The organism is Idiomarina seosinensis (genome assembly GCF_044797955.1).
GTDB lineage: Bacteria > Pseudomonadota > Gammaproteobacteria > Enterobacterales > Alteromonadaceae > Idiomarina > Idiomarina seosinensis_A.
This window is the reverse complement of the sequence record NZ_CP085211.1, coordinates 857,205-870,421: the sequence shown is the minus strand read 5'-3', so window position 1 is coordinate 870,421 and position 13,217 is coordinate 857,205. Positions and strand designations below refer to the sequence as shown.

The window sequence follows — 13,217 nt, the reverse complement described above, 5'->3', positions numbered from 1 at the left end:
TGCTTGCACCGAATCAGGCAGATGCCTGTTGTTGCATCAATTCAATAAAATGGTCGAACAACAGTTCAGCATCGTGTGGCCCGGGGCCCGCTTCAGGGTGTCCCTGAAAGCTGAACGCCGGTTTATCTTTGCGCTTAATGCCTTGCAAAGTGCCGTCAAACAACGACACATGGGTAACCTCCAGTGTCTCCGGCAGGCTGTGCAGGTCTATGGCAAAGCCGTGGTTCTGACTGGTGATCATCACTTTATCAGTTGCCAGGTCTTTAACGGGATGGTTTGCACCGTGATGGCCCAGTTTCATTTTTATCGATTTAGCGCCACTGGCAAGACCTAACAGCTGATGTCCCAGACAAATACCGAATAAAGGCACATTGTGCTCGAGTAGTTCCTGTATCGCCTCAATCGCGTAAACACAGGGTTCGGGGTCGCCCGGACCATTGGATAAAAATACACCGTCAGGCTTAAGCGCCATTACATCGCTGGCCGGGGTCTGCGCCGGTACCAGAGTTACCCGGCAACCGCGGTCGGCCAGCAACCGTAAAATGGTGTGTTTACAGCCAAAATCGTAGGCGACTACGTGGAATTCAGTCGGTTTAGGCTGGCTGTAGCCTTTGCCCAGCTGCCAGCTACCTTGTGTCCATTCACTGCTGGTTTTACAACAAACTTCTTTGGCCAGGTCCATACCTTTTAAGCCGGCGAACTCGCGCGCTAACTGCAGCGCTCTTTCTTCATCCAGTTCACCAGCCATCAGGCAGGCGTTTTGCGCACCCTTATCCCGTAAAATACGGGTCAGCTTGCGCGTATCAATATCGGCAATGCCCACCACGTTGTGGCGGCGCAGGTATTCGTTTAAGGTTTTCTGTTTACGAAAGTTACTGGCTTTCAGGGCATTGTCACGGATGATAAGTCCTTTCGCCCAGATCCGGTCAGATTCTTCATCTTCGTTGTTGGTACCGGTATTGCCAATGTGGGGGTAAGTGAGAGTGACGAGTTGTTCAGTGTAAGATGGGTCGGTAAGAATTTCCTGATAGCCGGTCATAGCGGTGTTAAAAACAACTTCGCCGACTGCAGAGCCTTCGGCTCCAATAGCGGTACCACGAAAAACTGTACCGTCAGCTAAAACCAGTATGGCTCGGTTAGCGGACTGACTCGCTAAAATACTCAAGGGTAACCTCCGTACATAAAAAAACGGGTGAATCAAGACTAGTTGACCTCCCCGTTTAAGACCTTTAACCGCGCGTTACTTGCCGGATGCGTTTTACCCGGGCAAATTCTGCTTAGTGTACGAATTTTTTACGATTTCGTCCAGCGTTTTTATCGCTAACCGAGTTTTACAGCAGACGCTGTAAGCTGGCTTTTAAGTCCAGCATATCCTGCATCCGGTACAGTCCGGGCGGCTGATTTTGCAGCCATTGGCCAGCCTGTAAAGCACCCGCAGCAAAGATGCGGCGATCTGAGACCCGATGGGTTAACTCTAACCGTTCACCCGGCTGAGCCAGCATTACCTGATGTTCGCCGACAATATCGGCCGCCCGGGTAACCGCGAAGCCAATGCTGCCCGCAGTGCGCTCGCCATCGCCGCGAATACCGCTGTTTATATCATTTAAATCCTGCTGTCGGCCAACAGCAACGGCCTCAGCAAGAGCAAGGGCAGTGCCCGATGGTGCGTCTTTTTTGTGTTGATGATGGGCTTCGGAAATCTCAACATCGGCTTGTGGCAATGCGGCGGAGCTAAGGGCAGCCAATTGCTCCAGCAGGACAATACCGACACTGGTATTGCGCGCATAAAGTACCGGTATACTACTGGCGACCTGACTAAGTTGCTGTTGCTGTTGCGACTGCAACCCCGTTGTGCAGACAACAATCGGCAACTGTTGGCGCTGTGCAAAAATTAAATTATCGGTCAGCGCATCCGGCAGACTAAAGTCGATCAGCAGGTCGAGGGCGGCGTCTACCTGATCAAGGCTTTGATAGCGTAAACCCGCGACAGGCTCGCCCAGGCATTGGCTGTGGTTACTGACCACCGCGGCTGCCAGCTGCAGCCCGTCCTGCTGTTCTATTTGTTGGATCAGGGTCTGGCCCATGCGGCCGGACGCACCAATTACACCTATTTTCATGTTGACTCCGGGGTTAGTAAATTTTCGCTTTTTGCTACCACGCGCGCCACCATCATATCACCAGTAACATTGGTCAGGGTGCGAACCATATCAATAATTCGATCTATCGCCGCAATAAAGGCAATGCCTTCCAGCGGCAGGCCAACCACGTTCAGGGTCACTGTAAGCATTACTAACGCGGTGCCCGGCACCCCTGCCGTGCCAACCGAAGCCAGTGTTGCTGTCAGCATAATCAAAGCATAATCAAACAGCTCCAGCGGGATACCGTATAAGTTTGCGATAAAAATAGCAGCTACAGCGGGGTAAATGCCACCACAGCCATCCATATTAATTGTCGCCCCCAGCGGTAACACAAAAGAAGCGTATTCTTTAGAAACCCGTAGTCGCTCCGTCACCGCGCGGTGAGCAGCGGGCAGCGATCCAAATGAGCTGCAGGTTGTAAAAGCAACAATTTGCGCGTCAAATACCGACTTAAAAAATTCAAGCGGGCTTAATTTACCAAACCAGCGTACCAGAGAGCCGTAAACAAAAATAATCTGCACGGCTGCTGCCAGGTAAATCACGCCGACAAATTTGGCCAGCGGCAATAAACTGCTGAAACCGTATTCACCGATTACCCAGGCCATTAGTCCCAGCACTCCAATCGGGGTTAACTGTAACACCATGCGGGTGACTTCATACATAACCTCTGCGCCGGACTTTATCGTGCGCCGCAACGCATCCGCCTTACTGCCGACTTTTTGGATGGCGATGCCGATAACAGCTGCAAAAACCACAATCTGCAGTACATTACCCTGAGACAATGCCGCAAACGGATTACTTGGCACAAAATTAAGAAACACCTGCGCAATAGAAGGGATCTGCTTTTCTGTCTGTTCGCTGGCCGTCAGAGTGACTGCCGGGCTCATGTCGATTAAGGATGCTAAAGTCAGCCCGATGGCACTGGCGATAACCGCCGTAAACATAAATAACCCAAGCGTTTTAGCGCCAAGGCGACCAAGCTTTTGGCCATCATTAAGATCAGTGATTGCAGTCACAATAGCGCAAAATATCAGCGGCGCAACCAACATGGTTATGGCCCGGATAAACAAATCGCCAAGCGGTTTCAACGCAACCCCTGTGGCCGGTGACAGGGCTCCAATAATCATTCCCAGCGCGAAGGCACCCAGCACCCGCTGCCAAAACGGAATCGCAAACCACCACTTCAACATAAAAACCACCGCCGTTAAAAAAACGACGAATATACGGCTTCTTCAGCGGCTGGCAAAGACTATTTGGCTATAGGATATAACCCTTTAAATAGCAGCAGCCGTCACTGCCATCATGGTTGACAATTGGGGCTGCGGGAAGCTACCTGCAGCTCAGGCAGGTAATTGTTGATTGCATCGATGCGGCTGCCGGGATGAGGGTGAGTAGAAAGGAATTCCGGTGGTGCCTGACCTTCCGAATTAGCCGCCATGTTACGCCATAATTGAGCAGCTTCGGCCGGTTCAAATCCAGCCGCAGCCATATAGCGTAAACCCAGCTTATCGGCTTCTGATTCGTGAGCTCGCGAATAAGGTAACAACACACCGACCTGAGCGCCAACGCCTAAGGCTGCCATCGCCAGCGCAGCGGTGCTATCGTCTAGCTGAGTTTCGGCTAAAACAGCCCCCATTTGCATACCCAGGCCAACCATCATATTGCTGGAAACCCGTTCATTACTGTGCTGGGCTATGACATGGGCAATTTCATGACCAATAACTGCAGCCAGCTGATGCTGGTTTTCAGCAACGTCCAGTAAGCCATTATAAACGCCAATATTATTGCCCGGTAAAGCAAAGGCATTAGCGGCATCATCAGCAAACACGGTGATTTCCCAGTCCGCACTACGGTAGGGTTCCGGCAAGGTATCGATTAATTCATCACTGACGCACTGCACATAAGCATTGGTTTGCTCATCTGTGTTGATTTCCAGTTCCTGCTGCATCTGCTGGTAGGACTGCTCGCCCATTTTATCCAACTGCTGCGGCGACATCAGCATTAGCTGTGAACGCCCGGTTGGCGACTGTGAACAACTTGCCAGCAGAACTGATGCGAACACCGCTAAACTCACTGCGCGTAACTGCATAAATCGATACCTTCGTTAATAGCTTCTTTTAAAGTAATAGCAGTTTATTTGCGTAAGTCATCAAAAAACTGTTTCACACCGTCAAAAAAGCCTTTTTCTTTTGGCCGGTTTTTTGCCGCTTCATCGCCTTCGCCCATGGACGTTTCAAGCTCTTCCAGCATTTCTCGCTGTTTGGCCGACAAGTTAACCGGTGTTTCGATCACAACTTTACAGATCAAATCGCCGGTGGCGCCGGTACGAACTGACTTAACGCCCTTACTGCGCAGGCGGAAGTGTTTCCCGGTCTGCGTTTCTTTCGGTACCTTAAGTTTAACTTTACCTTCCAGCGTCGGTACTTCAATATCACCGCCCAAAGCCGCTTTAGTAAAGCTTATCGGCACCTCACAGTATAAGTTGTTGCCATCGCGGGCAAAGATCGGATGCTCGCGCACATGAACCTGGACATAGAGATCACCGGCCGGTGCTCCATGTTCGCCGGCCTCACCTTCACTGGCCAGACGAATACGATCGCCCGTGTCAACGCCGGCCGGAATTTTGACCGACAAGTTTTTGGTTTTCTCAACCCGGCCTTCGCCATGGCAAGTCCGGCAAGGATCTTTAATGATGGTGCCTTTGCCGCGGCAATGCGGACAGGCCTGCTGCACGGCAAAAAAGCCCTGGCGCATCTGAATTTGGCCAGCGCCGTGACAATGGCTGCAGGTTTCAGGCTTGCTGCCTTTTTTAGCACCACTGCCGTCACAATCACTGCACTCCACCAGAGTGGGGATCTGCAGCTCGACTGTTTTACCACGCACAGCATCTTCTAATGACATTTCCAGGTTGTAGCGTAAATCAGCGCCACGTTGGGCACGTGATTGCTGACGCCGGCCACCACCGCCGCCAAAAATATCGCCAAATACATCGCCAAAGATATCAGCAAAATCAGCACCACCACCGAATCCACCGGCGCCAGCTCCGCCACCGCCCTGGCGTGCCTGTTCGAATGCTTCGTGCCCATATTGGTCATACATCTGACGTTTTTGCGGATCCGACAGGACTTCATAGGCCTGTTTAATTTCTTTGAATTTCAGTTCGAGGTCTTTGTTGCCCTCGGTACGATCCGGGTGATACTTCATTGCCAGGCGTTTGTACGCCTTTTTAATATCTCGCTCATTGGCGTCTTTGGACACCTCGAGGATCTGATAAAAGTCTTTTGTCGCCATATCTTTGAGTCTTTATCCGGTTCTGATACAAATACACGGGCATTACCTTGCGGCAACACCCGTGTTGATTAGCGCAGTTGCCCTGGCGCTTATTTCTTGTCGTCGTCCTTAACTTCTTCAAACTCCGCATCGACAACATCGTCATCAGCACGGGCCGAAGCATCCTCGCCGCCGGCGGCTCCCTCAGCGCCAGGCTGTGCCTGTTGCTGTTGTGCTGCTTCCATCAGCTTTTGAGAAGCTTCCATTAAGGCCTGGGTCTTGCTTTCGATAGCTTCTTTGTCGCCATCTTTAGCTGCTTGTTCCAGTTCGTCACAGGCTTTTTCAATGGCCTCTTTATCTTCCTGAGCCAAGGCATCACCCACTTCTTTTAGCTGATTGCGGGTCGAATGAACCAACGCATCTGCCTGGTTACGTGCCTGCACCATTTCCTCGAACTTCTTATCTTCTTCAGCGTGGGCTTCAGCATCCTGAACCATTTTTTCGACTTCTGACTCGTCCAGACCAGAAGATGCTTTGATTGTGATCTTCTGCTCTTTACCTGTGTCTTTGTCTTTCGCTGACACATGCAGGATACCATCGGCATCAATATCGAAGGTTACTTCGATTTGCGGTTCACCACGGCGACCTGCACGAATCCCTTCCAGGTTAAACTGACCCAGCGACTTGTTATCCGCTGCGCGCTTACGCTCACCCTGCAGCACATGGATGGTCACGGCCGACTGATTATCTTCTGCTGTCGAGAAGGTCTGCGATTCTTTGGTCGGAATCGTAGTGTTCTTCTCAATCAGTTTGGTCATCACACCGCCCATGGTTTCAATACCCAATGACAGTGGCGTAACGTCCAGCAGCAGCACGTCTTTGACATCGCCGGACAATACTCCGCCCTGCACAGCCGCACCGACTGCAACAGCTTCGTCAGGGTTAACATCGCGACGTGGCTCTTTACCAAAGAAGTCAGTTACCGCGGCCTGCACTTTCGGCATCCGGGTTTGACCACCGACCATGATGATATCATTGACATCACTCACGGACAGATCTGCATCAGCCAGCGCTTGTTTAACCGGTTCCAGTGACTTGGTGATCAAATCTTCTACCAGAGACTCCAGCTTGGCCCGCGTCACTTTAATTGCCATGTGCTTAGGACCGGTATTGTCAGCCGTAATATACGGCAAGTTAACTTCGGTCTGTTGCGCAGACGACAATTCGATTTTCGCCTTTTCAGCCGCTTCTTTTAAGCGCTGCATTGCCAGTGGATCTTTGCGTAAATCGATGCCTTGATCTTTTTCAAACTGCTCGACTAAGTAATTAATCAGACGGTTATCAAAGTCCTCACCACCTAAGTGAGTGTTACCATTGGTCGCCAGTACTTCAAACGTGTGCTCGCCTTCAACTTCATCAATTTCGATAATCGAGATATCAAAGGTACCGCCACCTAAGTCGTAGACCGCAATAACGTTGTCACCTGACTTTTTATCCATACCGTATGCCAGCGCAGCTGCGGTCGGCTCGTTGATAATGCGCTTAACTTCAAGGCCTGCGATTTTACCCGCATCTTTGGTTGCCTGACGCTGCGCATCATTAAAATAGGCCGGTACCGTAATAACCGCATCGGTTACCTTCTCGCCGAGGTATTCCTCAGCGGTTTTCTTCATCTTTTTCAACACTTCGGCCGAAATTTGTGGTGGTGCTTTCTTTTCACCATCAATTTCAACCCAGGCATCGCCGTTGTCGGCTTTTACGATTTTGTATGGCATGATGCCAATATCACGCTGCACTTCTTCATCTTCGAAGCGACGGCCGATTAAGCGTTTAATTGCGTATAACGTTTTGTTCGGGTTGGTCACTGCCTGACGTTTTGCCGGTGAACCTACCAGCGTTTCTCCGTCATCGGTAAAAGCAACTACCGAAGGTGTTGTGCGGTCGCCTTCAGCGTTTTCAATAACGCGAGGCTTGCCGCCGTCCAGTACCGCCAAACAAGAGTTCGTTGTACCTAAGTCAATACCAATAGTCTTACCCATTATAATCCTCCACGACTTTGCTATTCAGGGTCAGGCGCTGTTGGCGCCTTCTCTATTTGCTGTTGAAAGTAAAATGGGGATTACTGCATCAATTACAAGGGCAAGTTTCAGGAAATTTTAGTTTTTTACTGCCTGGCTAGGAATAACCGAGGATAGTTCGCAGCTGTGGCGCGGCATAATCCACCATCGCCTGTTGTTGTGCCGGTAATGTAGAGGGAATGGCAAAATTACCGCCATCCAGATTTTCCCGATAGGTCGCACTTTGTTTTTTGTCCGCGCCCACCCGGATACGTTCACGCCAGTCTTCCGGCAGGCCACCTGCGATTACCGGCGACAGCAACTCAGTAAAATAAGTCTCAGCAGCGTTATCATCCAGTCGCTTTAAGTGGTGCATAACATCTTCATAGCGCACTAAAGTAACATCACTGGCAAGCCAGGACACAGCGGTATGGGTATATATCTCCCATAAAGACGGCACTTTCTGATGAATGCCAAAAATCATCATGTTCAGTACCTGCTCAACGCTCACTTTACCGCCTTTCAGGTGCTCAACATTGCCCTGAAAATTATCTGATAAAAAAAAGCGGGCTCGGGCTAATACCCAGTCATAGGGGTCCCGGACAATCACCAGCTTGCGCACCTTTTGCGTGGCTATGGCCGAGTTATCAGAAAATAATAAGTGGCCCCAGCTTAGCTTTGGCTTATCAGCATCCAGCGCACTGAGATGCTGTGCCAGGTTCGGCAACTGTAAAAAAGCGCCATGATATTGCTGTTCGTTAGCGACAAACATGCGAAATATATTACGCAATAAATGAGTACCGGACTTTGGTACCGAATTTAATAACACTGGCTGCTTCAGCGGTTGGTGTGCGAACTGCTTATTGGCTTTATCCAAAGTATCCGCTTTTGCAACAATTCTCGGCATGGGTTTGTTCCTTCTGATTCCGTCGTTATTAATAAAAAATGCCGGCTAAGCGCCGGCATTTTAACAGCAAAAGGCCAACTTAGAAGCTATAGCCCAGGTTTAAGAATACCCGCCGGCCCAGCCAGTCGTACTGACTGTAAAAGGCTGCAGTGCCGCGACGTGAGATACGAGAACCACCGGGAGCACTTACCCGTGGCGGCTCTTTATCAAACGCATTAGCCACACCAACGGTAAAATCAATGCCGTTGTCAAAACTGCGGGCTACGGAAAATGCATGGGTAATGTAAGCATCGCTGTCCATCACCAGGCGCACGTCTTCGCCGCGATAAGAAAGAGTATCTTCATATTCACCCTGGCCAAAGCGCTCATAGTTTGAAACTTCGCCAATGTAGCGGCCAGTCCAGTTAAAGTCCCAGTCTTCATACGCAAGCCGTGCATTGAGGTTACCAACATGCTTCGGATTACCAAATTCACCGGTGTAGTCCAGCCGCTGGCTATCAGCAAATAACTGGCGCGACGCTTCAATTTGTACGGTATGTTCATAACCCAGATACAAATTACCAATCGGTGTATCGGTGGTATAAATCGCCTTAAAATCAACACCGCGGTTCATTTGGTTGGCTATATTAAGATAACCGCCTTCAACGTCGGTAATGGAATAGTCATCGGGATCACGGTCAATTTGATCACACAGTGGTTCGTTGGCGAAATCTTCCGATGAGTAACACTGGTAAACAATAGTCGATGCCCCGAGCAAAGTTACTTCACCCTCGATTTCAATTTCAAAGTAGTCCACTGAGAGGCTAAAGTTTGAAGCTTCCGGCATCCACACGAAGCCATAGGTCAGGGCATCCGAAGTTTCTGCTTCCAGCACACCGGCGCCACCACCTGAAGTCACAGTGGCAGTGATATTACCGCCCGGGAAGTTACCCGGTACACCGTCGGCGGCACAGTTATCGGCTAACAACTGGCTGATGTTACCCTCGTCGAGATTCTGCTGCCAGTTGATACAGGGGTCGATACTGCGCTGGCCGATAAAGCTGGTCTGATCGTTCAGATACAGCTCGTACAACGCCGGTGAACGGAACGAGGTGCCCTGCGAGCCGCGAATACGGAAATCATCCGTTACCCGCCAGTTCAATCCTACTTTGTAGGTGGTCTCGCTGCCGTAAGTATCAACATCGGTATAGCGCGCGGAGGCCACTAAATCCAGCTGGCTGACAAAAGGCACATCCATCAGTAATGGCGCCTGAATTTCACCGAATACCGCTTTTGTTTCAGACTCACCGGCGGTTATCCCGGCTGAGGTAGAGCCCCAGGTGTTGCCGGCCAGAGTGGCGGCCCCGGGAGTGTCAACAATTTCATCTTCGCGATACGAGACACCAAAGGCCCCGCCCATTACCCCGGCAGGCAAGGTTAGCAAATCACCGGTAATGTAAGCTTCGATGGTGCGCTGGGTATACTCGGTATTACCAGTTTCGATACCGAATAAAAATTCCTGCATCTCAGGCGATATATCGCCGGCCAAAAAGTCCGGATCAAACCATGGTATATCCTGGCAGTCGACGCCGCGAATAGGGGTCTGCGAGCCTTCACAGGAGCCGACGGTAAAGTCATACGGCGATATCGCATCATCGTAAATAATTTTGGTGCTGTAATCGCCATCACTCTTAGAGTCCTGGTAGTGAACATCCCAGAACCAGTCTCCCAGATAGCCTTCCATGCCGACCACGAAACGCCGGTAGTCTACCGTAATGTCGCTTCCGCTCCAGTCAGTAATTGGTGTCGGGCTTAATACCTGAGGACCGGTCCAGCCAGCGCTAAGGGGATCACCAAAGCCCTCTGATAAACGATACCCCCAAAACTGGCGATAACCGTCGACATCGGTATCACGACGGTTAAACAATATTTCAGCATAAGCGGTGATGTCGTCCGTCAACATGTAATCGCCCTGCCCGTAAACCGTCATCAGCTCCTGGCGCGGGATCAGAGTCTCTAAATCCTGAAATGGATGATCGGCATCGACTAACCCATCGCTGGCTTTGTCAAAACCGACCGGGAACCAGCCCTCTGGCCAGGGCGCAGGAATACTGGCGTCATTGCGGTCGACATATTCTCCCAGTACATTGTCATAGTCGTACTGAGCCAGGCCGTAGCCGTTGTAACCACCACCGGTATAGTCATAGACCCAGACTTGTCCCCAGGGTAAGTCACTGCAATGGGGCTGACCGGTGCGTGGATCTATAGGATCGGCACGTTCGCCGGTTTCCGGGTCGAAGTAATAGCGCTCCGCACAATCAAAAAAGTCGCGCTGACCCAGAGATAATTCTTTTTGTAAATTATAATCACCAACGACCCGGAACGACCCCCGGTCATAGCCACGGCCAAAAGTGAAGTTGGCACGGACAGTCTCTCCACCGGCATCGGTTGGCTGGCTGGTGTTAAAGTTTAGCGAGCTTTCGTCGCCTTTTTTGGTGATAATGTTAACCACACCGGCTACAGCATCAGATCCGTACAGTGATGATGCACCATCTTTAAGGATCTCAACGCGCTCTATCGCCGCCAGCGGCAAGGTGTTCATATCAAAGGCTGCGACTTCACCGCGGGTGCCCGAAGGACCGGCACGGCGGCCGTTTAACAGAACCAGTGTGCGGTTAGCGCCCAGTCCCCGTAATGACAGGGTCTCGACGCCGGCACCGCCGGAGGTAACCGCCGAAGAGGTTGCTGCAGTTATTTGATTAGAGCCGGCCGCGACAGTAGAGCTGCGTAACAACTCACCTAGGTTAGTAAAACCCTGCTCAATGGCCTCATCGGCAGAAATTACTTCGATAGGCGTGGCTTCATCCATGCCGTCGCTGCGGATCCGTGAACCCACTACTTCAATACGTTCAGGCCGTTCCTCGGCGTTGGCCTGGTCGGCATTGTTTTCATCGGCCTGCTGGGCTAAAGCGTTAACTGAAGCGGACGCTAAAATGCAGCTGACCGCCAGTGCCAACGGCTTTTTAGCCCAGTGGCGACGCGAGAGTCGAATGTCAGACATTAGTTTTCCCCATTTTTTGTTTTTTAAGCGCCCCTTCCCAATCGGGCGTAACTTAAATTTAACACAAAATAAGAAAAAATTAACTCTGTTTTAACATTTCTCTAGCGCGCTTAATTTTAGTGACTGAAATTAGCTGTTACGGGCAACCATAACCATTGCGGGACGCAACAACCGGCCATTCAGTTCATAACCTTTTTGCATCACCGCAATTAAGGTATTGTGATCGTGCTGTTCTGACTCCTGCATTGACATCGCCTGATGCTTGTCCGGGTTAAACACTTCGCCTTCTTCACCGACCGCAGTAACGCCAAATTTCTGTAGGGTCGAGGTCAGGCTTTTATAGGTCAGCTCTACCCCTTCAAGAAAACTTTGGTCAACATTTTGCTGGCCCTCTGCTGCTTGCAGAGCACGCTCCAGGTTATCAACCGTGGTCAGCAATTCAGTGGCAAACTTTTCCAGCGCAAACTTGCGGGCTTTTTCCACATCCAGGCTGCTGCGGCGACGCACGTTTTCCATTTCAGCCTGTGTCCGGACAACACTTTCCTGCTGCTCGTTAGCACGCGCTTCGGCCTTGCTTAAAGCCAGTTCCAGTTCTGCAATACGGTCCAGTTCGTTGTCGGCTGCCGCGGCTGTCTGGTTCTGTGTTTCAGGTTGTTCATCACTGGCCAGGGTTTGCTCTGCCTCTTCTTCGGCTCGTTGTTGTGCCGCTTGTTCGGCCTGCTGTTGATATTGTTCGGCTTGTTTATCGGTCATAAGGACTACTCTCTAGCAAGTTAATTGTGCGAAAACTTACTGCACAGATGGGGACAGTCAGAATAAGATTCAAGTGGCTGCTTCTGACTTGATAAAAAAAGCCACTCAGCGTAGCGTATTCAGGCATTGCAGCAGAGGCCGAATTTATGTCACGAGAACCTTTTAAAAAAATATCCTTGCTGGGTAAAGCCGATGATCCGGGTACCCGCCTGACCGTAGAAACCTTATTAAAAGCCCTGACCGAGCGCGACTATGAGGTCACTATCGAACAGCGCTGTGCAGAACAAATTGGCCAGGGCCACAAGGCCAGGACCCTACAGCTCAGTGAGATTGGTGACTGGGCAGACTTAGCGGTGGTCGTTGGTGGTGATGGTAACATGCTGGGAGCAGCCCGCACCTTGTGTGAATACGATATTGGCGTGATTGGCGTTAACCGCGGTAATCTGGGCTTTTTAACGGATCTCGACCCCGATGAAGTAATGACCCCTTTATTGGCGGTATTACAAGGCGATTACACTATTCAGGAGCGCTTTTTGCTGAATACCGAAGTGCGCAGTAATGGCTCGGTCGCTGGCCAGGGCTCAGCCATCAATGAGGCTGTCCTGCACTCCGACAAAGTCGCCCATATGATTGAATTTGAAGTCTATGTTGACGACCATTTTGTCTTTAGTCAGCGCTCTGACGGGCTGATTGTTGCGACACCAACAGGCTCGACCGCTTATTCCTTATCCGGCGGCGGACCGATCTTGCATCCAAACCTGGATGCGATAACACTGGTGCCCATGTTTCCACATACATTAAGCAGCCGGCCGATAGTTATCGACGCGCATTCGGAAATCCGTTTGCGAGCAGCTTATGATAACGATCTGTTACAAATTAGCTGTGACGGCCACGTCCGCATGGCAGTGCACCCCGGTGACGAAATTTTCATCAAAAAACATCAACAAACACTGACGATGATTCATCCGTTGGACCACAATTATTACCATGTATTGCGTAATAAGCTGGGCTGGGGCAGCCGCCTGTTTTAGTTCGCCCCGGGACGGACAAAA

Annotated in this window: 10 protein-coding genes; 1 reads left to right on the top strand and 9 read right to left on the bottom strand. The window is 50.8% G+C overall.

Annotated features, from left to right (window positions below; genetic code table 11):
- Positions 1-13: 13 nt before the first annotated feature.
- The 9 genes from carA to grpE form a co-directional block, all read right to left on the bottom strand.
- A complete protein-coding gene (carA, locus tag LG288_RS04050) occupies positions 14-1,165 on the bottom strand; it encodes a glutamine-hydrolyzing carbamoyl-phosphate synthase small subunit (protein ID WP_404402285.1) in 1,152 nt (383 codons plus the stop codon).
- A 166-nt stretch (positions 1,166-1,331) separates the two neighbouring features.
- Complete coding sequence (gene dapB / locus LG288_RS04045; protein ID WP_404402283.1) at positions 1,332-2,117, bottom strand: 4-hydroxy-tetrahydrodipicolinate reductase; 786 nt, start codon at positions 2,115-2,117, stop codon at positions 1,332-1,334.
- Positions 2,114-3,328 carry a dicarboxylate/amino acid:cation symporter gene (locus LG288_RS04040; protein ID WP_404402281.1) on the bottom strand — a complete coding sequence of 405 codons (1,215 nt, stop codon included), beginning with the start codon at positions 3,326-3,328 and terminating at the stop codon, positions 2,114-2,116. Before LG288_RS04040 ends, dapB begins: the two co-directional genes overlap by 4 nt.
- 110 nt (positions 3,329-3,438) lie before the next feature.
- Positions 3,439-4,227, bottom strand: a complete 789-nt coding sequence (locus tag LG288_RS04035) for a M48 family metallopeptidase (protein WP_404402279.1) — start codon at positions 4,225-4,227, stop codon at positions 3,439-3,441.
- Between the two features lie 44 nt (positions 4,228-4,271).
- Positions 4,272-5,429 carry a molecular chaperone DnaJ gene (gene dnaJ / locus LG288_RS04030; RefSeq protein WP_404402277.1) on the bottom strand — a complete coding sequence of 386 codons (1,158 nt, stop codon included), beginning with the start codon at positions 5,427-5,429 and terminating at the stop codon, positions 4,272-4,274.
- 89 nt (positions 5,430-5,518) lie between these two features.
- A complete protein-coding gene (gene dnaK / locus LG288_RS04025) occupies positions 5,519-7,447 on the bottom strand; it encodes a molecular chaperone DnaK (RefSeq protein ID WP_404402275.1) in 1,929 nt (642 codons plus the stop codon).
- 136 nt (positions 7,448-7,583) lie between these two features.
- The gene (locus LG288_RS04020) at positions 7,584-8,372 is read right to left on the bottom strand and encodes a hypothetical protein (protein WP_404402273.1); all 789 of its coding nucleotides are present in this window, start codon (positions 8,370-8,372) and stop codon (positions 7,584-7,586) included.
- Positions 8,373-8,451: 79 nt separating this feature from the next.
- Positions 8,452-11,412, bottom strand: coding sequence for a TonB-dependent receptor plug domain-containing protein (locus LG288_RS04015; RefSeq protein WP_404402271.1), 2,961 nt, complete (start codon positions 11,410-11,412; stop codon positions 8,452-8,454).
- 129 nt (positions 11,413-11,541) lie between these two features.
- Entirely contained in the window at positions 11,542-12,165 is a 624-nt protein-coding gene (grpE, locus tag LG288_RS04010) for a nucleotide exchange factor GrpE (RefSeq protein WP_404402268.1), read from the bottom strand.
- Positions 12,166-12,311: 146 nt separating this feature from the next.
- Between grpE and nadK the strand changes: the two genes are divergently transcribed.
- Positions 12,312-13,196, top strand: a complete 885-nt coding sequence (gene nadK / locus LG288_RS04005; protein ID WP_404402266.1) for an NAD(+) kinase — start codon at positions 12,312-12,314, stop codon at positions 13,194-13,196.
- Positions 13,197-13,217 lie beyond the last annotated feature (21 nt).